The 20,731-nt window shown below is 49.1% G+C and carries 20 protein-coding genes and 1 tRNA gene; 10 read left to right on the top strand and 11 right to left on the bottom strand.

The genetic code is table 11. The annotated features are described in order from the left end of the window. Nucleotides 1-448: 448 nt before the first annotated feature. Nucleotides 449-664, bottom strand: coding sequence for a helix-turn-helix domain-containing protein (locus AC5I6P_RS08230; protein WP_495693267.1), 216 nt, complete (start codon nucleotides 662-664; stop codon nucleotides 449-451). Nucleotides 665-894: 230 nt separating this feature from the next. On the opposite strand from AC5I6P_RS08230, the gene AC5I6P_RS08235 reads away from it, so the two are divergent. The 6 genes from AC5I6P_RS08235 to AC5I6P_RS08260 all read left to right on the top strand — a co-directional run bounded on the left by AC5I6P_RS08235 (nucleotide 895) and on the right by AC5I6P_RS08260 (nucleotide 5,419). Then, nucleotides 895-1,182, top strand: coding sequence for a hypothetical protein (locus tag AC5I6P_RS08235; RefSeq protein WP_495693268.1), 288 nt, complete (start codon nucleotides 895-897; stop codon nucleotides 1,180-1,182). Then, nucleotides 1,183-1,356 carry a hypothetical protein gene (locus AC5I6P_RS08240; protein ID WP_495693269.1) on the top strand — a complete coding sequence of 58 codons (174 nt, stop codon included), beginning with the start codon at nucleotides 1,183-1,185 and terminating at the stop codon, nucleotides 1,354-1,356. It abuts the gene before it with no gap. Between the two features lie 59 nt (nucleotides 1,357-1,415). Further along, nucleotides 1,416-1,688 (top strand): GIY-YIG nuclease family protein, encoded by a 273-nt coding sequence (locus tag AC5I6P_RS08245; RefSeq protein ID WP_495693270.1) that lies wholly within the window; start codon nucleotides 1,416-1,418, stop codon nucleotides 1,686-1,688. Nucleotides 1,689-1,691: 3 nt separating this feature from the next. Then, entirely contained in the window at nucleotides 1,692-1,901 is a 210-nt protein-coding gene (locus AC5I6P_RS08250; RefSeq protein ID WP_495693271.1) for a hypothetical protein, read from the top strand. 138 nt (nucleotides 1,902-2,039) lie between these two features. Next, nucleotides 2,040-4,499 (top strand): AAA family ATPase, encoded by a 2,460-nt coding sequence (locus tag AC5I6P_RS08255; RefSeq protein ID WP_495693272.1) that lies wholly within the window; start codon nucleotides 2,040-2,042, stop codon nucleotides 4,497-4,499. An 8-nt stretch (nucleotides 4,500-4,507) separates the two neighbouring features. After that, nucleotides 4,508-5,419 (top strand): tyrosine-type recombinase/integrase, encoded by a 912-nt coding sequence (locus tag AC5I6P_RS08260; RefSeq protein ID WP_495693273.1) that lies wholly within the window; start codon nucleotides 4,508-4,510, stop codon nucleotides 5,417-5,419. Nucleotides 5,420-5,474: 55 nt separating this feature from the next. Here AC5I6P_RS08260 and AC5I6P_RS08265 read toward each other — a convergent pair. The 4 genes from AC5I6P_RS08265 to gshA form a co-directional block, all read right to left on the bottom strand. Beyond that, nucleotides 5,475-5,547: transfer RNA gene (locus AC5I6P_RS08265), tRNA-Met, on the bottom strand. A gap of 117 nt (nucleotides 5,548-5,664) precedes the next feature. Further along, nucleotides 5,665-7,608 (bottom strand): peptidoglycan DD-metalloendopeptidase family protein, encoded by a 1,944-nt coding sequence (locus AC5I6P_RS08270; protein WP_495693274.1) that lies wholly within the window; start codon nucleotides 7,606-7,608, stop codon nucleotides 5,665-5,667. An 839-nt stretch (nucleotides 7,609-8,447) separates the two neighbouring features. Beyond that, a complete protein-coding gene (locus tag AC5I6P_RS08275; protein WP_495693275.1) occupies nucleotides 8,448-8,909 on the bottom strand; it encodes a tRNA (cytidine(34)-2'-O)-methyltransferase in 462 nt (153 codons plus the stop codon). Between the two features lie 646 nt (nucleotides 8,910-9,555). Then, nucleotides 9,556-10,704, bottom strand: a complete 1,149-nt coding sequence (gene gshA, locus AC5I6P_RS08280; RefSeq protein ID WP_495693276.1) for a glutamate--cysteine ligase — start codon at nucleotides 10,702-10,704, stop codon at nucleotides 9,556-9,558. A 232-nt stretch (nucleotides 10,705-10,936) separates the two neighbouring features. On the opposite strand from gshA, the gene AC5I6P_RS08285 reads away from it, so the two are divergent. Further along, complete coding sequence (locus AC5I6P_RS08285) at nucleotides 10,937-12,016, top strand: AI-2E family transporter (RefSeq protein ID WP_495693277.1); 1,080 nt, start codon at nucleotides 10,937-10,939, stop codon at nucleotides 12,014-12,016. Between the two features lie 121 nt (nucleotides 12,017-12,137). On the opposite strand, the gene AC5I6P_RS08290 is transcribed toward AC5I6P_RS08285, so the two are convergent. From AC5I6P_RS08290 to AC5I6P_RS08310, 5 genes are all read right to left on the bottom strand, one after another. Further along, a complete protein-coding gene (locus AC5I6P_RS08290) occupies nucleotides 12,138-13,217 on the bottom strand; it encodes a peptidoglycan-binding domain-containing protein (protein ID WP_495693278.1) in 1,080 nt (359 codons plus the stop codon). A gap of 152 nt (nucleotides 13,218-13,369) precedes the next feature. Next, the gene (locus AC5I6P_RS08295) at nucleotides 13,370-14,017 is read right to left on the bottom strand and encodes a DUF3318 domain-containing protein (RefSeq protein ID WP_495693279.1); all 648 of its coding nucleotides are present in this window, start codon (nucleotides 14,015-14,017) and stop codon (nucleotides 13,370-13,372) included. A gap of 248 nt (nucleotides 14,018-14,265) precedes the next feature. After that, a complete protein-coding gene (locus tag AC5I6P_RS08300; protein WP_495693280.1) occupies nucleotides 14,266-14,448 on the bottom strand; it encodes a TLTLP motif-containing protein in 183 nt (60 codons plus the stop codon). A 183-nt stretch (nucleotides 14,449-14,631) separates the two neighbouring features. Next, entirely contained in the window at nucleotides 14,632-14,988 is a 357-nt protein-coding gene (locus AC5I6P_RS08305; RefSeq protein ID WP_495693281.1) for a DUF8631 domain-containing protein, read from the bottom strand. 213 nt (nucleotides 14,989-15,201) lie between these two features. Beyond that, a complete protein-coding gene (locus tag AC5I6P_RS08310) occupies nucleotides 15,202-15,990 on the bottom strand; it encodes a DUF1350 family protein (RefSeq protein ID WP_495693282.1) in 789 nt (262 codons plus the stop codon). Nucleotides 15,991-16,215: 225 nt separating this feature from the next. Between AC5I6P_RS08310 and AC5I6P_RS08315 the strand changes: the two genes are divergently transcribed. From AC5I6P_RS08315 to AC5I6P_RS08325, 3 genes are all read left to right on the top strand, one after another. Further along, the gene (locus AC5I6P_RS08315) at nucleotides 16,216-17,706 is read left to right on the top strand and encodes a sensor histidine kinase (RefSeq protein WP_495693283.1); all 1,491 of its coding nucleotides are present in this window, start codon (nucleotides 16,216-16,218) and stop codon (nucleotides 17,704-17,706) included. Between the two features lie 438 nt (nucleotides 17,707-18,144). Then, complete coding sequence (locus tag AC5I6P_RS08320; RefSeq protein ID WP_495693284.1) at nucleotides 18,145-18,804, top strand: (2Fe-2S) ferredoxin domain-containing protein; 660 nt, start codon at nucleotides 18,145-18,147, stop codon at nucleotides 18,802-18,804. A gap of 52 nt (nucleotides 18,805-18,856) precedes the next feature. Next, on the top strand, nucleotides 18,857-19,555 hold the full coding sequence (locus AC5I6P_RS08325) for an SAM-dependent methyltransferase (protein WP_495693285.1): 699 nt from the start codon (nucleotides 18,857-18,859) through the stop codon (nucleotides 19,553-19,555). A 67-nt stretch (nucleotides 19,556-19,622) separates the two neighbouring features. On the opposite strand, the gene AC5I6P_RS08330 is transcribed toward AC5I6P_RS08325, so the two are convergent. Further along, nucleotides 19,623-20,731 (bottom strand): methyl-accepting chemotaxis protein (locus AC5I6P_RS08330; protein WP_495693286.1); only part of this gene is annotated, 1,109 nt, incomplete at its 5' end.

Consider the following 20,731-nt stretch of genomic DNA (forward strand, 5'->3'; position numbering starts at 1 on the left):
AAGCAACTCCTCACCCCGGCATAGCAAAACTGGGAATTCTAGAAGCTGACAGTCTAAAAGAGGAACGATATGTACAGCTATGGCTTCTCAGGTGTTGACCCAGTAGCGTTTCTGATTACGTTGGTTATCTGGGGCTTGATTTGGTGGGGTTGGTTTTCCAAGATGGGATATCGAGGAAATACCCGATGGTTTTTGGTTATTGGTTCACTTTTTCCACCAACATTGGCTATTGAGTTACTTGTTTTAGGGTGCATCACGTGGCCCGTTTGCAAAGAATTGAAGCAACTAAAGAAGCAGGGAAAGAATTTCACCCGATGAACGGGCTATATCAAAACTAAAAGGGTAAGCTGCTTGGGGGTAGAACCCTTTTAGATTGTTCAAGCCGAGGAGACTCGGCTTTCATCACCTCCTGAATTTAAAGAGTCGTATAAACGCTGAAGCATATGGGTCATGCTTCAGCGTTTTCTTTTGGTGCGTTTTGCTCGAAAGCCTCAATAAGCTCATCGATATTGCATTCCAACAATTCCATCAGCCTTTTAACCTCAGAGAAACTGAGATGAGGTCTAGTTTTACCTCGTTCCCAATCACTGATGGTGGTGACTTTTCTGCCTATCGCTTCAGCCACCTGCCGTTGAGTTTTGTTGGCACGCTTTCGTAAGGTCACTGGGGTTAACGGTTCCCTTTCACTTCTTTCTGACATAGTATACTCTTACCGGTACCGTTGCAACGGAACCTATAAAAGGAACCGTTCTCACGGTACCGAGGCTACAGGACAAGAGCGGGGGCTAGATTGGCGTCTCCCTCGCTCCTCTTAATCATCCATGTATCACGTCTATTCGGTACCGTTTAACCCTATTTCTTTCTAGAACCATTACTACAGGTGACAGTTACACCATGCAAGCCAGACACGACCAACTGCACGACAAGATCCGTTCTACAGATCGACGGAACAACCTAGCCAAAGACTCAGCCATCCTCGACGTGATCACCGAAGAGTACGGCTCCAACCTTCAAAACCTAAGCGAAGGTCAGCTATGGAAACTGCTCTTTGAACTTGCCCAAGACGAGGCCGATGGACATCTCCCGATTCCCATCGCGCTCGCTGCCTCTGTGAATCGTCTCTCCTACCTCGGTCGAATCAAATTGCTCAAAGCGATCGCCGCTCACTTGGACGACGAATAAATGAAAATCACGATTTCCATTGGCATTGAAGAGTGTGACGACGCCATTTATATAGGAACCACCCTCGCCGTCATCATCCAGACTTTATCCCGCAGTCCTGACCACGCCACAGAGATTGCCCAACAGCTAAAGCAATCCGTTGAAGATGCCTTGACTGCCGACAGTCCCGAATAAAAACGCGATCGCATCCGTTCCAGCAGAGCGATCGCGCTACACATATACATTTCAAAACGATGGTTTACCTGTACCACTTTGTCAAGCCCTATCGCGGTAGGGCACAACACTACTTGGGTTCCACTAATGATCTCAAACGACGACACCAAGAACACATCTCCGGTCGCGGCTCACCACTCATTCGCGCTGCCCTGGCAGCCGGTATCGATATGTACTGCATTCCGCTGTTCCCAAACGAAGGCCACAAGCTAGAGCGGGCGATCAAACTCCAGAAAAACAGCCGGCGCATTTGTCCGCTGTGCAACACCTACAAACGATTCAAACTTGCATGACCTATGAAACTATTCATCTGGACAATTTCTGACACCGTGGTGGAACACGGCACGGCGATCGGCTTTGCCAAGACAAGAGAAGAAGCGATTGAGGAGATTTGCAAAAAGACATCCAATCATCTGCGAAAGGAGTTGAGACAAGAACTGCAATCGCTAGAGCCTGATATTGAGACAGATCAGCCGCATGGAATGTTTAAGGTGAGTCCCACCTAAAACGCAAGAGGGGAAAGAGTGTCATCAGCACTCCTCCCCCTTTTTTTAGATGCTCGAAAGCTCCAATCTTCGACCACGGTTTCATGATGTGCCCATCAGTACAACGGTGAAACCACGTACCCGTATGCAATTAAACCAATGGTAGCCTCCATCTTCGACATTCGCAATCACGTTCAATTCAACGCTAAAGGTCGAGCAGAATGTCCCTCTTGCATTCTCTCGAAAGGGAATGACAGTAAGTTAAACCTCTCCCTCGTGCCCAACACCAACGGCGCTTATAAATGTCATAGGGGATGTTCACCGCAACAGATTCGAGAAGCGTTAGGAACTGAGAAGGAACGCATCGTTCCGACAGCGATTGCCAAGCCCACGGCAAACATCACTGTCTCACCCCAAAAAGTGAAGGATGCCTGCGATCGCTTGCTGCAATCAAACGGCCCTGCGAAGCAGTGGCTCCACGATCGCGGCATCCATGAGGGACTCATCGAGCGGCATCGCATCGGCATCTCCAGAGCCAAGGTGAACAACGGTCAGCACCTCCCATCCATCACCATTCCAATTCCAGCCAACGGCGACGGCACACAGTTCTACCAGAAGAAACGACTCGCCCCCTGGCTCTCAGCAGAGCAGCAGCCAGAAGGATATAAGCCCTGGTCTCAATACGGCATTCCTAATAGCGTGTGGTTCACCTGGTTGCCGGTTGAAGCCAAAACAACCTACCTCTGTGAAGGAGAATGGGACGCCATTCGCTTAGGGGACTTGCTGAGGCAAGCAGATGCACCGATTGCCTGTGCTTCATTCACCAGCGGTGCTGGTAACATCCCAACCCAAGAGCAACTTGACCTGCTACCCGGTGAAGTGGTCATCTTCTACGATCGCAACGACAAACCATTGCCCAACGGCGAGCGGCCTGGTGAAGTGGGAGCGCTCAAACTGGCGAAAGCATTAGGCAATCGAGCCAAAATCGCTCTAGTCCCCATGCCGGATGATTGCGACGTGAAAGGATGGGACGTGTCAAACGCCATCGATGCTGGCTCTGGAGTGGAGGACTTCAAGAGGGCAGCTGCGGCAGCTGCAACGCCTCAACTGAAAGAGCAGAAATCACGCGTCAACCCGCTCAGAGAGAGGATGGTCAAGAACCGTGACCTGATTGAGCGAGCCGCAGATTACATCGACTGGCTGGTGCCTGACCTGCTGACACCGAATGAACTCTTCATTCTCGGCACACCTCCCAGGACGGGAAAATCGCTCTTTTGCCTCACGTTGGCGAAGGCGATCGCCACCGGCGGCAACTTTCTCGACCGACCCGTGACGCAAGGCTCAGTTGTGTATGTCAATTGTGAGGACGGCGAAACCAAAGTCAAATACAGACAGACCGCACAGGGTTGGGAGCAATGGGGCTATGACTTGCCGGTGTACTGGTTCAACGAAGTTAAACTCTCTGAGCTAAACGACCTGGGAGAACTGATCGAAGAAATCGGCGATGTCAGGCTACTCGTTCTCGACACCCTCAGCCGGGTTCGGGATGACAGCGTGAAAGAATCTAGTTCTGAGATGGGCCGCATTCTCGAACCCTTGCAGAAGATGGCACGGGATATGAACATCTGCGTTCTCGTGACTCACCACGTCTCAAAGGCCGTAATTGAGGAAGGGCAAGACCCATTCAACATGCTGAGAGGGAATTCTTCGATTCGTTCCACGTGCCGGGGCGCAATGGTGATGATTCCCGACGAGCGCAACTATCGCCTCATCAGCGAGAACGGATGGACGGATCAACTCGACTTGAAGGTGCAAATCAACCCGGACACGCTGGAATGGCGCTTACTGGGCAATTGGAACCCACGTGTCGATGGCGACATGAAGCAACAGATTCTTGATCATTTCAATTTAGTGGGACAGGCTACGATTCCCGAACTTTCGCAAGCGCTTGGATTCAATGCCGGGTCAGTTAGCACAATTCTCTACAGACTTCAGCGAGAGGATATGGTCGAAAAACAGGGGGGGAAAGGTCGCCAACTGGCACAATACCGCCGTAGCGCCAACTTGTGCCAACAGCTAGACGGGCTGTTGGCACACCAGAACCCAGACAGAGCAAACGATACAAGCTTGCGCCAACAAAATATAAAAGATAGTGATCTAGGTTTAAAAGTGATCAATTCACCCAAAAGTGATCACGAAGCAGAGGTAGAAGAAAATTCTTTGCCAGAGAAAGGTGATCACTTTCTGGCAAATGATCACCTTTTTGAAAAAAGTTCTAAGTTGTTGGCGCAAAGCTGTGACGTAGACAGTGAGCGTGATACCGTGTGCCAACAGCATGATCCGTTGTTGGCGCGAGTTGGCGCAAACTGTCACACCGAAAACGGGGGGATTGACCCTTTATTGACAGCCCAATCGCCTAGCTCTGACCCTTTATTGACATCTCTACAAGTAGGCGATGTGGCTCACTATTGCGGCACCGATGAACCATTAAAGAAACTCTGTGGACGGCTCCATCTCAAAATCGAAGGCATTTACGACGGGGTAGCCACAGTGACCAATGCGACTTGGCTACTGGCTCAAACCTTTTCCTTAGCAGACTTGCAGAAGGTCAAGAGATAGGGGTAAGCATGGCCCTGCGTCGGCATAGCGTTAGCTCCTATAAGTTGCTTCAGTTGTGGGTAGCCTACTCCCACTTCCAAGCCTTCCAGCTTGAAAAGTCCACCATCAAGCGGGATTACGGCAAAATCTCTAAGCGGGTTGCGGCCATGCCAGAGCTAGAGGATGAGATCGCCGTGAGAGGGTGGATGATGGCTCGCTACTCGCCTGAGACGTGCCGACGGATGTTGCAACAGTTCTCTGCCTGCTGCGATTGGGCGGTGCGTTCGCGCCATATCCCCTCTAACCCGTTTGAGGGACTTGACAAGGACTTTCGCAAACAATCGAAACAAGACCGGCGAGCCTTTACCGCTGGTGAGCGAGATTGCATCTTGAATGCAGTTGCCAAGGATTTGTATGTCCATCCCTCCCCCCGTGTGCCTCACTCCTTCTATCTGCCTTACCTCCAATTCCTGTTTTGGAGCGGCTGCCGATTGGAAGAAGCGAATGCACTGCACTGGAAGAATGTGTCAACGGACGGCTCTAGTGTCAGGTTTTGTGAGGCGTTGCCGTCCGATACTCGCATTCTGGGAGATATCAAAACGCATCGACAGCGCGACTTTCCCTGTAATGCTCGTCTCAGAACAGTGCTGCAACGCCTCGAACGAGTCGATTCATTCGTCTTTCTCTCACCGAAAGGCTGTGCGATGGACTCGCATAATCTGCTCAATCGCATCTGGAGGCCCGTGGTAGAAGAATTAGTGGATGAGGGACAGGTTCGAGAATACTTACCGCTGAAGCACTGCCGTCACACGTTCATCACGCTGGCATTAGAAGCAGGCATTGAGGTCAAAGATGTCGCGGCGCTGGTCGGCAACTCACCAGATGTGATTTATCGGCACTATGCCGCAAGAAAACCGATGATTGAAATTCCAGAATTTTGACCTAAAAAAGGGGGTCAATGACCCCTCTAATCATCACCTACGAAAGCTGAAACGATGGCTCAGGCGGGATTTGAACCTGCGACCTTGGGCTTATGAGTCCCCTGCTCTAACCACTGAGCTACTGAGCCGAATCATCTGCTTAACTAGTATATCATCTTCGCGAGGTTAGTGCTACGCTGCGCTGATGAAAAAAAGGAGATCCTAAGACTGGATCTCCTTTCATAAATCACAAACTAGCTATATCTTTAACCACGAGATTGAGGCAGGTACGCGATCGGATTAACAGCACCTCGCCCCGGCACATGTACCTCGAAGTGGGAATGAGGACCCGTACTGTAACCCGTGCTGCCCATTAGCGCAATTTGCTGACCTTGGGTGACCTGTTGACCTACCCGAACTAAAACACGGCTATTGTGAGCGTACAGAGTAACACTACCGTCACTATGCTCGACCTCGACCAAAATACCGTAGCCACCATCATTCCAACCCGCTGTCACAACCTTACCAGGAGCAGCAGCAACAATTGGAGTCCCAACAGGACCTGCAATGTCAATTCCTTTGTGCATGCGACCCCAACGCCAGCCATATGGAGAAGTCAGAACACCTTTAGCAGGCCACGTATACCCTTTAAAGCGACCATCAGCAGCGCTCGGTAAATAGCTATCTGACTTGCCTAAAGGAGGGAGATTTGGAGAGACGGTCTTACCTACTTGAGAGCGAATTAAAGGAGTGTAGGTTTCAGACCCTAGAGCAGAGGTTGCAACCAATTGCTGTTTGGGCTTGGGGGCATCTGCCAACATTGCTTCCATTTTAGAGCTTGGCTGCTTAACATTCCGAGATTCTGTCTGCAATGATGCTAACCGACGGCTAGACTTAAATTCTGGATTTTCACGGCGAGAAGCAGCGGACACGTTTGGAACCGAGATTTTTGCAGATGGCTTCAGCTTCTGAGCGGCCGCTCGCGACTGATAGCTCTGGCGCAGCTTGGCAATCTCAGACATCAAGCTGTTTACATACGGAGAACTACCTCGCTGATTGGCATTGTAGGAGACCGATTCTGCACTAGAGCTTTTGCTATTTGCTCCGCCAAAGGCAAACTGTTGAGCATCTCCTCCAACGGCAAGAGGAACTGAAGCACTATCTACATTCTGAGTCGCAGCTAAACTGGGAACAACTGGTATCGCAACAGAAGTCTGACGTGGTGCAGACATCCTTGTGGATTGGGTTGCTACTGTAGCTTGAGGAACCTGAATGACTTGATTTGCTTTCAGCAAATTAGGATTGCTTAGCTGATTGAGCTTCGCTAACTCAGCCATCGAAACGCCGCGACTTTGCGCGATCGCTGAAAGCGTTTCGCCCTTCTGCACTTGGTAGGGCGCTAAATTTGCTGCTGCTTCAGGCTGAGCATCCGTAGTGGAATTCACTTCCGGAACTGCTTGGGCAACGTTAGTAGACTCCTCAGACTTCAACTCCGCCAGACTCTGCTTTAGACGGTCTCGATTTTGCTTCAAACTGCTCAGAGCATTGGGCTGCTCGGCTTTGGGAAGCGTTTGTAAATTGGATTCCGACGACGCATTCTTGGGAATTGAATTTAATGCGGCGGGAATTGCCGGAATAGTAGGAACCTGCTTCAGTTCAGGCATCTGCTTGACCGCCAGTTGAGGGAGGGTCACCTGAGCATCGGAAGGAACCTGTAAAACTTGTCCAACGTCTAGAACTGCATTGACCTGAAGGCTATTCGAGGCTGCCAATTTTGCGACGTCAATGCCATAGAGTTCTGCAATTTTCCAGAGAGTTTGCCCATCTTGAACGGTGTGGTTAACGGTTCTAGGCTGTGATGAAGATGCAATTGTAATGGACTTGGTGACAGTTGGCGTAACAGGGGACGTGGAATTGGCTAATGTAGGCTCAGCAACAACCTTAAAGGGAGCTTGCCCTGTGGGTTCTGCGGAGTTGCGCTCTGCATTAATCGCGTCCGATGTTGGCTCAGCAGCAGATGCATTATCGCCTTTTTGAGGGGCTAATAAGCCATAAGCTCCTACTGATATCGCAAGTCCTATCATGGCAGCAGAGGTACAAGCACGGCGATTATCCTCTGGGAGCGTCTGCCTGGGGTGCTCCTCTGCTGCTTCGGCATCGGTGCCGAGCAAAGGAACTGAATTTGCATCTTGCGGAACTGCTCGTTTCAAAAAACGACCTCCTAAAAGTATCCAGCATTTAACTGTCTCGAGTTTCAAACCTTGACGAACTATAAGGTTTGTTTGAGTGACTCTAACAGGATTTCGAGCGATCAAGACCGCAGTCGGTAAATACACTTACGCAAGGTTACCCTGCTTTCTTGATTTAGACAAGTTCACATCATTCAACGTTTCTCAACACTGCGCTAGACCAAACCAAAATCGATACTAAAGGCGCTGAGTGAGAGTCAACTTTTATCAGTCGCGGCAATAAGCGTAACCCATATTCTCAAAATGTCAAACCGAGGAATCGAAATCCTCAAATTTGGCGATGGCAAAACATGAATTATCAGCTTACGCTCCCTCTCTACCAAAAGAATTAGATTTAGAGATCAGCCTATTGGAGGATTCCCAAATTAAGCCGAAGTCTTAACGCCAAGTGATTGAGATGTTTGTCTTCGCTGGCGCGAAATTAATGCAGAGTATATCAGTCCTCAACTGCAAATTTATGCAGAAGATCAACGTTTCACTAAAAATATTTCCAAACGAATGAAGATATAAGAATCGGCTGTAATCCTTCAGGAGCAAGCTTTTTAGCCCTCAAACTAACGCAATTGGAGCAATAGAAATGCAGCGTAGTCGATTCGCTTAATGCCTAAGTTTTAGATATAAATTTCTTATCAAATAGAAAGGATTTAGTAGTTTATAACACTTAATTTAGGTTTCATTGCTTGCCATTTAATGCTGTCTAGACTCGTTCTAAGGTGACGATCGCGGTGTTCTTTCAGCTTTAAGGGCAACTCATCCTCACATATTTATATAGACATCTATGTAGAGATAAGGGCTGTTTTCTAATTGAGATATCCAAGTTGACGGCGGGCTTCAAACAGTCCAATTGCCACACTAACTGAGAGATTTAGACTCCTAACTCCTGGCTCAGCGATGGGAATATGAACTGTTGCTGGGCAGTCGTTTACTACATCAGCGGGAAGCCCATTTGTTTCGCTGCCAAAGAGAAGCCAGTCATTCGGTTGAAACTCGAAATGGCTGTAGTTTGTGCTGCCTTTGGTGCTAAAGCCAATCCAGCGTCCGCCCTGCTGTTGATGGAAGGTGCGGAAGGCATCCATCGATTCATGAATATGTAGGTTGACGTAGATCCAGTAGTCCAGCCCGGCACGCTTGAGATAGCGATCGCTGATTTCAAATCCTAGTGGGCCTACTAAATGTAATTCAGTCTGAGTAGCGGCACAGGTACGGGCAATGTTTCCAGTGTTAGGGGGGATAAGCGGATGAACTAAAACAACTTTAGGCATGGGGAGATGATACTTTGGGCACCTTAAGTGAGCTACTCACACAACTTGAGAAAAATAAGCTTCCTATAGAATTTTTTAATGATTCGGATGATAGCGAGATAGATTAGATATTTTAATTGCTGATGAGCGTCATTCTCACATCAAATTGAATTTCACATTCTGTTAAAAAGCGCTGATTTTCAAGGATTTAGCTTGATTTCATCCCTGGTAAATGGCCGAGAAGTCTACTGTAAATGGCGTAGATCTAATTAGGGCGTTTAGAGGTGGGTGATGAGGGAGGAGGATTTCGACATTTTTTGGATAGTTCAATTTTCACAATGCTAATCAAGATGAGTTTGAACAGAGTCTATCAACTCGCCTTAACCGGAACGATCGCTGAGCCGTTTCAATCATTAATAGATAAATGTTGATAGTAAGGTTTAATATTTAAGTTTAATTCAATGGTTCATCATCAGATCACCTTTAATCTTTAGCTCAGCGATCGCATTCTAGTAGTTTGTCAATCTGAATTTGAAAGACAAGTAGAGAGACAGAATAAATTTCATCCCCTCTGTACAAAAATCTCTGACTTCTTCAAGAAATCAGAGATCCCGATACGCAGCTTTAAGTTGGCGCTGCGGGAGTGGCTAACCTTGTCCAGCATTTGTTAGGCGACAAGCGGTAGGCACAATTCATCCTGGAACTCCAATTCCCTAGCCTGCATGGCTTGGATTTCTTGCATTAAAATCTGCTGATTGTTCCATCCTTGAGCTTGTAGTTTGAGCCATCGCTGCGCTTCGTTGCCTTCTCGCAAGATTTTCTTTAGAGGAAGTAAGAAGCAACTGAAGCCTTGCTGTTTCGCGATCGGCCAAACTTCACTGTAAATTTCCTCAACCCACTCTTTAGCAAGGATAGGTTTGCCCGTGCGCCAATGAATCAGTTCAGCCTCTAAGCTCGATTGGGCAGCACGTTCCTCATTGGAATTTGTGAGGTCGAGCAAGGTTTCAGCGCGAGTCGCTGCGGGTAACTCGCTCAGCTTTAGCGGATCTAGATTTGGATTTTCAATCAGTTGCATCAGCCGAGCTTCTAGGAGGGCAGTGATGGCGAGCAGGGCGATCGGGTCGGAGACCAAATCACAAATTCGCAACTCTAGGCGATTGAGGTTGTAGGGGCGGCGATCGCCATTGGGACGCACGGACGACCAGAGATGTCGGACATTTTGCATAGTTCCGATCGCAATTTGTTCTTCTGTCCACCGAATGAAGTGAGCGTGGCTCTCAAATAGAGGAACATGCGCCGGGGTTTTTGGAAACACTGCCCATCGAGTCGAGTGAGCGCCAGTTGTTTCACCATTAAACCAAGGGGAGGCCGCACTCAACGCTAGATAAAGCGGAGCCTCGACCCGAATTAATCGACAGGCACGCATTAACAGTTCCGGATCGCTGATTCCGACATTAATATGGACGCTAGCGGTCACAACTTTAGTGCCGTAGGTCTGCTCGATATAGGTGTGATAAGGATTGCCTGGATCAGAGCGGTGAAAGCGATCAGCTCCTCCAAGGGCAAGGGTGCTGCCCGGAATCAAGGTGTAGTCTCCCAATTGCTTGAGATACTGGCGCAATTGAAGGCGCGGCAAGACGAGATCGCACAGCGACCGCTCGTAGCGGTAACACGGCGGCGTGGTGTATTCTACATTGCGGCTGTCTGGCTCGCGGACAAACCCGTCCAGCGTCGCCACAATTTTGTCTGACATACCGACCACCTCGCCTTGGGGTGTCCCTGTGTAGACTTCAATTTCAAACCCTTTCGACAGCATGATTCCTCCACGAGGCTAGGCAGTTCTTCATTTAGTATCGAGGAAAAAGGCATGGCATGGATCAGCGCGAGGGATGAGAGAGCCGCATCGTTCCTAAAGAATGATGTGAGAGACGGGTTCAAGCCCGCAAAGTAGAGATACAACTACAAAAGGGCAGAGAGAATAATTTCTGCTCAAAGCATTTCATCTTGTATCTGACTATTTTTTGACTATTTAATGGTGAGGAGTGACGATGGCACTAGGAAAATGGGTTGGATTTCTCGCACTTGCGATCGCGCTCTATATATTGTGGGAAATTCGCCAACTGTTGCTCTTGGTCTTTGCGGCGGTTGTGTTTGCCACGGCTCTAAATAGTCTGGTTCGTCGGTTGCATCAAGCAGGGGTGAAGCGGGGCGGGGCAGTAGCGCTGGCGCTTGTCGTGTTGATTATTCTGTCGATTGGCTTTGTCGGTTTAATTGTGCCGCCGTTTGTCAGTCAGTTTCAGCAGCTTGTCGAGCGAGTGCCTCAAGGGTTAGATCGGGTGCAATCGTGGGCACAAACTCTGCAAAATATGGTTCCAGGCTCATCGCAGTATCTTCCCGGAGTGAATGATCTAATTCGGGAGATTCAGCCCTTTGCAACGCGACTCGCCGGAAATTTCTTCGCGTGGTTCTCTAACGCGCTCAGCATTTTATTAAATCTATTACTGGTACTGGTGCTGATGGTGATGCTGCTGATCAATCCGCAGCCTTATCGCAGAGGATTTGTCCTGCTCTTTCCGTCTTTTTACCGTCGGCGTGCCGATGAAATTCTTTCTTTGTGCGAAATTGCATTGGTAAATTGGGTTGGCGGTATTTTGATCAACATGGTTGTGATTGCGGCGGTTAGTGGCATTGGGTTACTGATTCTTCGTGTACCGCTGGTGTTGGCAAACTCGCTCTTAGCCGGATTGCTCGAAGCGATTCCCAACGTTGGCCCCGTGCTGAGCGTTATTCCTCCTATGGCGATCGCGCTCTTAGATGCGCCTTGGAAAGCGGGTGCTGTCCTAATTCTTTACATCGTGATTCAACAATTGGAGCAGTATTTGCTGGTTCCATTTGTGATGTCGAAACAGGTTTCGATTTTGCCCGCGGTGACGTTGCTCTCTCAAGTTGTTTTCGCCGTCTTTTTCGGATTTTTGGGGCTATTTCTCGCGATTCCCCTAGTGATTGTGGGACAAATTTGGGTTCGAGAAATTTTAGTCAGAGACATTCTCGACCCATGGGATAAAGAGGGACGCAGGCAAACGCCTCAGGAGTTACCCAAACTGCCCGAAGTTGAAGATCCTACTTAATGACATCGCCGCGCTGGATTTGTAAGAATTTCGATTTGTCAGATCGCGGCAATTGCGATCTAGCCCCTCTCCCAACCGTGGGAGAGGGGCTAGATGTAAGAGCAAAAACGCTTGCAAAAAATTAATAGCCATCAACCGACCAGTGTGGTGGGTCGTATTCCAATTTGTAAACCCCGTAAGTTGCCCCGACATCCCAAAGACGAGGATTTTGATCGCCATTGCGAGGCGACCCAATATTCACGATCGCACCGTTACCATCTCGAATTCTCAGCGTATCGTTCCACGTAATGCCCCAGTCAACAGCGAGAGCTTGAGTGTGGCGCGATCGCAAGGCCGCCGGATTGCTGCCAATATCAAAGGCACGAACCATATCGCGCGCTGCTTGATAGGAAATCGGATCGGAGTAATGAACCCATTGAATGTCGATGCCCAACATCCCTGGTACTTGGGCAGGCGTAATGTCGCGGTTGTTCAGCAGCACCGCGTAGTGCATCATGTACGCTCGCTCTGGCGGACGGTAGGTGTTGGTGATATTGACTTTAGCGCCTGCATCTAGCAAGGCTTTTTGAAACGCTTGCGCCCGTTGACGGAATGGAGAAGCCAGATCATCGAGAGAGCTACTCGCGGGAAAATAGCGAACCCACTGTGCCCCGCTCAGCCGCGATCTCTGCCGCCGAGCATACTCGGTCAAGATGTCGAGCGCGATCTGATAGTCTGATCCAAGTTTTTGCTTGGTGGCAGAGGACAGTTGTTGATCGAGCTTGGGACGGAAGCTCGTATCTAGCACCTTGTAGGTTTCGGCTAATCCTCTCGTGCTAACGTCTCCGAAATTACCATCGGCAACTAAGTCTGGTGTGAGGTTGCCGATCGCGCTCAGGCTTTGCTGCAAATTCTTAACTTCGTTGACGCCAAAGTTGAGATACTCCAACAGTTTGGCAGACGTTAAACCCGAAACCCAGTAGATAAATCCTTGGGACAACGCTTTTCCGTAGGTTCCGCCGCCAACAACGCCATCTGCAACCAGCCCGTTTTTTTGCTGATAGGAGATGGTTACTTTTTCGGTCGTGCTGCCAAACCCGCCATCAACGCCCCCCAGTGGATAGTTTAGCTCCTGCAAAAATCGCTGCCACGCTGTTACGGCGAGGCCAGTAGAACCTTTTCTAATCAAAGGTAGATTGAGGGCGCTGACCTTAAAGGGCATAAGCTTAACTCCTGATGTCGGGCAATTACAATTCTGTACGCCAACTATCATACTGAGAAATATTAGAGACAAACCCTCAGCCAAATGGACGAGAAGTTAAAATCTCATTCACTAAGATTCGGTTATCCACACCAGGAGTAGGAGCGACTAGACTACTGAAAGTCGGCTGGAGCCGCCGATCGCATCTTCGCTTTTGCTTTTGCAGCACTCTTCTTTAACGCATCCAGTCGGATCTGATATTTAGCGCGCTGGCGTTTTTTGGGCGTTTGATCAATCAATGTCTTTAGAGCACTACCAAGGCTCTTGTAAGCGTTGGGCAAGGTGTAGCCAAACCGAGTTGCCAACGCGATCGCGCGTTCATCTGCCTCAATTCCTTCTTGAGCACTGCGATCGCTGTTGTTCTTTTGATAAAGTCTCCAACCTGCCACACTCGACAAACCAACCGCCAATAGGAGCAGCAGCCCATCTTGCACCCATAGTTCGCCCACAGCACCGCCAAGCCCGATCGCCAGTGCCGCCATCTCCCAGCCATCTTTGGGGATTGTATCGGCTTGAACTCGCGCAACTTCATGCCAAAACAGCAAATTTCGCTGGTCAATGGCCAGCTGATCCCATTTGGGCATGTCAATCTGAATCTCCACCTCATCGCGACCAATCTCCTCACTGGTGATCAGGGCAGGATTGACGGCGGTAGTTACTTCAATGGTGACCCAGCTTTGCAATTCAGGTGGTAGTAGCGTCTTTAGGCGACGCAACTCGCTCATGTCGGCTCTGGCAGTGGAGGTTGCATACGATGTCATGGACTCAGCCTCAGAATTCAGTCTGTATCCTCTTTAGATCTGATCATAGCGACTTTTCTAGTCGCCTAGTTTTCTAGTTGCCTAGCGATCAAATGCATAAGAGTGCGTCCATTGTCACTGATTCAGCCCAATCGAGCAAGACTATGGCTATCGCAAATGCCGAACCTCCGTTTCCTCCTTAACATATCCACTCCCAGGTCTGGAGTGGTTTGAAGCTTGACGAGTTGAAGTCACTTGGTTACTTCGCTCTACGATTTGACATCAAGCTTTACAGTAGGAGGTGGAAGGGGCGGAGCAGCATTCGGCGTGTAGTAAGCGATCGTAAGGAGGGGTAAAGCCAAAGTGACCAGCGCGATCGCAGAGCCAATAAGATTTGCAAACCTGTGAGCAGATTCCCCTGATGAACTGGTAGTCGGGCTACCTGATTGCATAAAGATTATTTAACCAATTCGGCTAGACTAACCAAACTAAAACAAAGCAGTCTTATCTAGTTAGCCCAAAATAAAGCAGAAAATTTTGCTTGTATGAACAATCTTAGCGATATCTACCGCTATTTCCTGTTCGACCTGACACAATCTTGATTAAAGAAGATCCAGATCTGTTTGGATTCACCCTTAAGAGCGAGATTTTAAACATTGGTGGATGGCTTGAAGCTCTAGCAGAATTGCCTGTAAGAGTTCCTGGGTTTTATTCGGCTGCTGTTCTTGAATTTCGATCGTGACTTGCTTAATTCTCAAGACATCTTTGGCAAACCGAGCCACCTCATTCGGATGAAAAATTAAGGGTTCGTTAGGACTTTGCCGCAATTCTGGATTCAGCCGTTTCGGGTCATAAGCAGGATTGAGAACGTCGGGATCAGTGTTGGAATACCGATATACTGATGCTCTAGACCGATTTAGGGCTTTCTGAACAGCCTCAATATCCATTAGAGGGGATGGAGGGATGCCCCCTTCCGATTCTGGGAAACTCATGACTGGAGATTCTTGGGTTTAGACTCAAAAAGCTTAGCATAAGACGAGAAGAAGGAACGCCTTTGGCAACGCTACGCAAGAAACGCTACGCAAATAGGGAGGTCTTCGACCCACTCCGCGATTAAGAGCTTTGCGATAAGAGACACTGCGGCAATACTACGTCAACGTGAAGTGTCAACATGAAGTACAAACCTGAAGTCGCGTAATGAGAAGCTACTTGGACTTAGAAGCGCTTAGGGGATCGAGCCACAGCAGAATGGTTTGCTCGAGGGTTTGAAGTTCGCGGTAGAGTTCTTGGCGCATCCACTGCCCGATCGCATCAAAAGGAGTGAAGCTTTGTCCGGTTTGCCATTTAAGATCGGGGCCGAGAGGCGTAAGATGGCTGCCAGTTAAGCGGCAAGACGTAACCATACTAGGAAATTTCTGTTCGAGAACTGCCGCAAGGCTAAGCGTTTGATCGATCGTGTCGTTGGAGAATTTGATCACTAAATTGCGCCGGATTTCATAGCGATCGCTGATAATGTGCTGGGTTTCGAGCGGCGATGGCGTGAATTCGACTGAGAAGACTTCTGGCGAGAGAAACTGAGTAAACTGCTCGACAAGCGGCACAGCTTCACGCGCAGAATAATTGTTGTAGGAAATCAAAATATTCCCCGCCCGTTCGGCTGAAAAGAGACTGCCAATCAGCAGATGCAGCTTGCAACCCATACTGTGTCCCATGCCATAGATTGGCAAATAGCGGTTTTGCAGCATCTGCGCTCGTAACGTTTGCAGCGCCCGCTCAAAACTGCCTAGCACAGATCGCGCAATTTCTACATGATCAAATGTATTGACAAACGGCGTTGCGATCACAATGTATCCCTGATTGGCTAGAAACTCCAGCAGTCGGCGGTAGGTCAGTTGAGGGGCCGTCGCCACAAAAGCACCCCCCAGAAAGTGAACGATTGCGATCGGGTGCTTGGGCACTAAGATCCAGTTACCAGAGATTTCTTGCCAGTCCATAGAAAAACGGGGTATCGGGGAAGGATAAGGGAGTACCGCTTGAAGACCCTTTAGGGGTTTAGCGCAGTTCTAGATCTTCAGTGTAGAGTTTTCGTTATTTCTCATTTTCTCTTGATTGGCAGGACATTGCACCCCTCGTGGTTCGGTTCTACGATCTCCCTCAAGATGCAGATCTCGATATGCTCATAGCAGGACGAAAGTGCAGGACAAAAGTAGTGTGTCAATATGTCTCAGTGGATCTTTCCAACCTTAAGCGAAATCTTGGCGCATAGCGGTGATGCCAGCAATACGGCTAATGCGGGTCATGGGCTTGAATTAGCGATGTCCCATGATGGAAGTTCGATCGCTCAAAAGCAGCTTCGCGCAGAGCGAGAATGGTTTAGTGCGATCGCGGCGCTAGAAGTGCTGCTGCAAAAAACAGAATCAAATGATCCCTTACAAGGGGTTGTGCTGTCGGCTCCGCTTCCGGTTTTGAGTCAGCCTGACTTGCTAGAGCAGTTTGCAACTTGGTCGTTTACGGCAAATCCTTTAGCCATACTGACGGGGTTACCGTTTCAGCTTCTGCCTGCGTTAGATGAGTCAGATACGACTGAAGGCACTAGTGCTACGCTCTCGGTCTTGCCTGGAGATCCGATCGCGGCTGAGCCGTTTTGTTTGGTGCTGACTCGCCGCTTTAGCTTGGTCATGGTATTGGGTGAAGACGCCGATAAAGCACCTGCGTTCTTGTTCTCGTTTGCTCCAGAGGTCATTCATCAACTGTGGCAGAACTTGCGCTTGCGAGTAATGTTGATGAATCCAGCGCGATTGAAAAAGCTGGATGCTCTGTACGAAAAATTTGCGCCCGTTGCGCCAGATTACCGGGTTGTGAGTCAGTTTAGTCATATGCTGCTGCGGCATCTGCCGAATGGAGAGATGCATATGCCTCAATCTCGGAGTCATTCAAATCACGCTCACACGGTCGATACGACTCAGATGCCAGAGTCGCTAAAAAGCCTCGACGTAGAATTGCTGCAAGCGATCGCGCATGAAGTCCGCACCCCCCTGACCACGATCCGAACCTTTACCCGACTACTGCTCAAGCGGCGAGACTTACCGCCCGATGTGGTCAAGCGCTTGGAAATCATCGATCGCGAATGTAGTGAGCAGATTGATCGCTTCGGACTGATCTTCCGAGCCGTTGAGCTTGAAACCTCAGCGACGAAGTTAGAAACGACATCCCTAGCGTCTACGTCGCTGGCTGAGATGTTAGAACAAAGCATTCCCCGTTGGCAGAAGCAAGCGTGTCTGCGAAATCTCACCCTAGATGTAATTTTGCCCCAACAACTGCCGCCGGTTGTGAGTGACCCGACGATGCTTGATCAAGCTTTGACGAGTTTGATTGAGCGATCGGCGCGGAGTTTACCCGCAGGCAGCCAGATTCGAGTGGAAGTATCCTTGGCAGGGCATCAGCTTAAGTTGCAGCTTCAATCTCAGCTACAGGACGAGAAAGCCTCTGAGCAACCCTGTAGCTCACACAGGCATCACACTCCGCTTCTGAAGTCTTTAGGACAGGTCTTGATGTTTCAACCGGAGACGGGAAATCTTAGCCTCAATCTGAGTGCGACTAAGAGTTTGTTTCATGCTCTTGGGGCAAAGTTAATCGTTCGAGAGCGCCCCGAACAGGGCGAAGTGTTTACACTGTTTCTGCCACTAGAACCTGCTCATAGCTTTAGATAGGGATTTAGGCAGAGGCATAGAGTTTTAGATTAGAAAAATTTATTTCTGAACGGGCGAATCGTCTGATCAGGCTAATCCACTAACGTTAGCTTGATTAAACGATTCGCTTTCTTTTTGGTTTCTTAATGAGAAAGGTTTGCAAATAGAAAGATTTAGGATATTCTTGGTAGGTAGAGTACTGTTGACGCAAAGTTGCAATAAGCAAGGTGAAGTGTCAGCAGTCAGAACGTTGGAGGCAGAATTTGCGAGTTCAATCCTTAGCACCTAGGTACTTGGAAGTTCTCTGTACAAATTGCTCCGCGAAGTTTCAAAGAACTTCGTTTCGCAAAATTCAGTTGAGTGCTCGACCCTTGTTACCTGTGTGATTTTGAATGGATGCTCGAAGAATTTCTGAATTGCTCTCCCGTTAATGTCCACCTTACTTAAGAACCAATTGCAATGAGTAAGAGCCACAAAGAATCTAAATTCCAGCTAGAGGGACGGTTTCTTGGCTACGTCTTTAAAGACGGCTATAAAGTAAAGCGTTTAGAACTAGTCACACCTGATTCGGAGTTTTCGATTAAGGTGACCAAAGAGTCAAGAGCGACCCTTGAACGATCGCTGTTACCTGGAGATTTGATTCGAGTCGTGGGGGTGCAGAAGCGGGACGCCAAAACGAATGCGGTAAAAATGAAGGCGACCTCGATTCATTTGACACCGGGCACGATCAGCGGCAAATCCGTAGAAATTGTAGAAGCACAGCCGATTGCTCAGACGAAGCCTGCGAAAATGAGCGTTCTCTACTGTCAGAAGTCAAGCTGCATGAAGCGGGGCGGTAAGGAAGCGTGTCATGCCCTCACTCAAGCCTTGAGCGATCGCGGACTTTCAGAAGAGGTTGCGGTGAAGGGAACAGGCTGCATGAAGGCGTGTAGCAAAGGCCCAAATTTTGTATTTATGCCAGGAAAAGTTCGCTACACCAAAGTCAACGCGAAGGCAATTCCTGCCTTAGTAGATGAGCATTTCCCCCGGTTGGTCGAAGTTCAGCAGCCTGTGATTCCAGCACGGCTTGAAGTGACGGCAGAGACTCAAATTGTTGAACTGGCAGGCGCAGTACGGTAAGTCTTTACGGTAAGTCTCTGTAGATTGCGGGTTGCCAGTTTGGGGGTGAGCGATGGGGCTGCGACTAGACCAAGTAGTGCCGTGGGGGCGATCGCGCTTAGAATACTGTCAGATGTTTGGCCTAACCGCTAGTGATTTGCATCGCACCCTGCTAGATGTAGCTGGAGGCCCTGCGAGCTTCAATGCCGAGATGACGCAGCAAGGCTACTCAGTGATCTCTTGTGATCCGCTCTACCAGTTTTCGGCAACAGAAATTCGTACCCGAATTGAGGAAACGTCTCCTGTAATCATCGAGAAAGTTCAAGCATCGCGGGACAAATTCGTGTGGACAACGCTGCGATCGCCAGAAGAATTGATCGCCACGCGAATGACGGCAATGCACCAATTTTTAGAGGACTTCTCGGTAGGATTGCAGCAAGGTCGGTATCGTTCAGGCGAACTTCCAGAGTTGCCGTTCGATCAGCAGCAGTTTGATTTAGCGTTAAGTTCTCACTTGCTGTTCACGTATTCAGACCAGTTGCCGTTGGAATTTCACATTGCATCCGTTTTAGAGATGTGTCGAGTGGCATCTGAAGTGAGAATTTTTCCGCTGCTGATCAATATGACCGGAGAACGTTCAGGGTTTGTGCAGCCTGTAATAGATGCTGTGCGATCGCAAGGTCATCGCGTTGAGATTTGTACTGTGCCTTACGAATTTCAGAAAGGTGGTAATGAAATGATGAAAATTACTCACTCGCGATCGCTCAAGTGAGTTAGTAATGGTGAGTGAGTAATGTCGCTGGTAGATGCTGATTCAAACCTTTCTAATTCTGAGGTGGCTAGGGTGTCGCTGGAGAAGCACTGACTTTAAAGACTTCCACCGATCGCTGCAGTTCTTCTGCCACAGCAGCCGTTTGACGCAGGGCGGTCGAGACTTGCCGTGACGAGTTAGAGGTGCGCGTCGAAACCTGAGCAACATCCTTCACTAGATCTGTGACCGAATGGGCAGTTTGCATTTGCGAATCCATTGCTTCCACAACAGATCTCACGAGTTCATCGATCTGAGTGGATAAATGGACAATATGCACCAAGCTTTGTTTGGAGTTTTTCACCGAGTGGGCGCTGTCTACCACCTGCACCGCGCTTTGTCCCATTACATCCACGACTCCGTGCGTTTGTTGCTGAATCGCCTCAACAATCTTTTCCACCTCACGGGCAGCAGTGGCGGATCGAGAGGCTAACTCTCCAATTTCAGAGGCAACGATCGCAAACCCGCGTCCTTGCTCTCCGGCGCGGGAAGCTTCGAGACTGGCATTGATTGCTAAAACATCGGTTTGCGCTGCTAATTCCTGAATCAGGGACACAATTCGCGCAATCTGCTGAGATGATTCACCCAAATGTTTTACCGTTTGAGTTGCGCCTTCAATCGTCGATCGCAATGTCATGATACTGCGAACACTCGATTCCATTGCAGTTTTTCCCATCTGCGCCGCCGTCGATGCAGATTGCGCGACGCCCGCCGTCTGACGTGCCCGTTCAGTCACCATTTGTACCGATTGAGTTATCTGCTCAACCGAGTCTAGAATACGAGCCGTTTCATAGGTCTGGTTCAGCGATTCGTCACTCAGTTGCCGCACAGACCCCTCATTTTCATTCAACAAACGATGCACTCGAGTAGCAGACTGCTGCACTTGCAGGACGATTTGACGAAGACTCTCGACGATCGCATTAAAGGAACCTGCAACCGTGCCGATATCACCAGAGACAACGCTGGCGCGAACCGTTAGATCTCCCCGCGCGACTCCTTGAACTTCACCTAACAATTGAATAATGTGTTGCTGCAATGATTCTTTTAGCATCTCCGACTCTTGCAGCGCCTCTTGACGCTCTTGCAACGGTAATGTCAGGTTAACCGGAATGTAGAATAATCGTACTGGTTCAACGTTGA

The sequence above is a fragment of the Myxacorys sp. genome, assembly GCF_059501405.1.

Coding starts and splice junctions, on each gene's coding strand:
- AC5I6P_RS08235 (WP_495693268.1), top strand. CDS start 895: ATGCAAGCCAGACACGACCAACTGCACGACAAGATCCGTTCTACAGAT.
- AC5I6P_RS08240 (WP_495693269.1), top strand. CDS start 1,183: ATGAAAATCACGATTTCCATTGGCATTGAAGAGTGTGACGACGCCATT.
- AC5I6P_RS08245 (WP_495693270.1), top strand. CDS start 1,416: ATGGTTTACCTGTACCACTTTGTCAAGCCCTATCGCGGTAGGGCACAA.
- AC5I6P_RS08250 (WP_495693271.1), top strand. CDS start 1,692: ATGAAACTATTCATCTGGACAATTTCTGACACCGTGGTGGAACACGGC.
- AC5I6P_RS08255 (WP_495693272.1), top strand. CDS start 2,040: ATGGTAGCCTCCATCTTCGACATTCGCAATCACGTTCAATTCAACGCT.
- AC5I6P_RS08260 (WP_495693273.1), top strand. CDS start 4,508: ATGGCCCTGCGTCGGCATAGCGTTAGCTCCTATAAGTTGCTTCAGTTG.
- AC5I6P_RS08275 (WP_495693275.1), bottom strand. CDS start 8,909: ATGCCTAAAGTTGTTTTAGTTCATCCGCTTATCCCCCCTAACACTGGA.
- gshA (WP_495693276.1), bottom strand. CDS start 10,704: ATGCTGTCGAAAGGGTTTGAAATTGAAGTCTACACAGGGACACCCCAA.
- AC5I6P_RS08285 (WP_495693277.1), top strand. CDS start 10,937: ATGGCACTAGGAAAATGGGTTGGATTTCTCGCACTTGCGATCGCGCTC.
- AC5I6P_RS08290 (WP_495693278.1), bottom strand. CDS start 13,217: ATGCCCTTTAAGGTCAGCGCCCTCAATCTACCTTTGATTAGAAAAGGT.
- AC5I6P_RS08295 (WP_495693279.1), bottom strand. CDS start 14,017: ATGACATCGTATGCAACCTCCACTGCCAGAGCCGACATGAGCGAGTTG.
- AC5I6P_RS08300 (WP_495693280.1), bottom strand. CDS start 14,448: ATGCAATCAGGTAGCCCGACTACCAGTTCATCAGGGGAATCTGCTCAC.
- AC5I6P_RS08305 (WP_495693281.1), bottom strand. CDS start 14,988: ATGAGTTTCCCAGAATCGGAAGGGGGCATCCCTCCATCCCCTCTAATG.
- AC5I6P_RS08310 (WP_495693282.1), bottom strand. CDS start 15,990: ATGGACTGGCAAGAAATCTCTGGTAACTGGATCTTAGTGCCCAAGCAC.
- AC5I6P_RS08315 (WP_495693283.1), top strand. CDS start 16,216: ATGTCTCAGTGGATCTTTCCAACCTTAAGCGAAATCTTGGCGCATAGC.
- AC5I6P_RS08320 (WP_495693284.1), top strand. CDS start 18,145: ATGAGTAAGAGCCACAAAGAATCTAAATTCCAGCTAGAGGGACGGTTT.
- AC5I6P_RS08325 (WP_495693285.1), top strand. CDS start 18,857: ATGGGGCTGCGACTAGACCAAGTAGTGCCGTGGGGGCGATCGCGCTTA.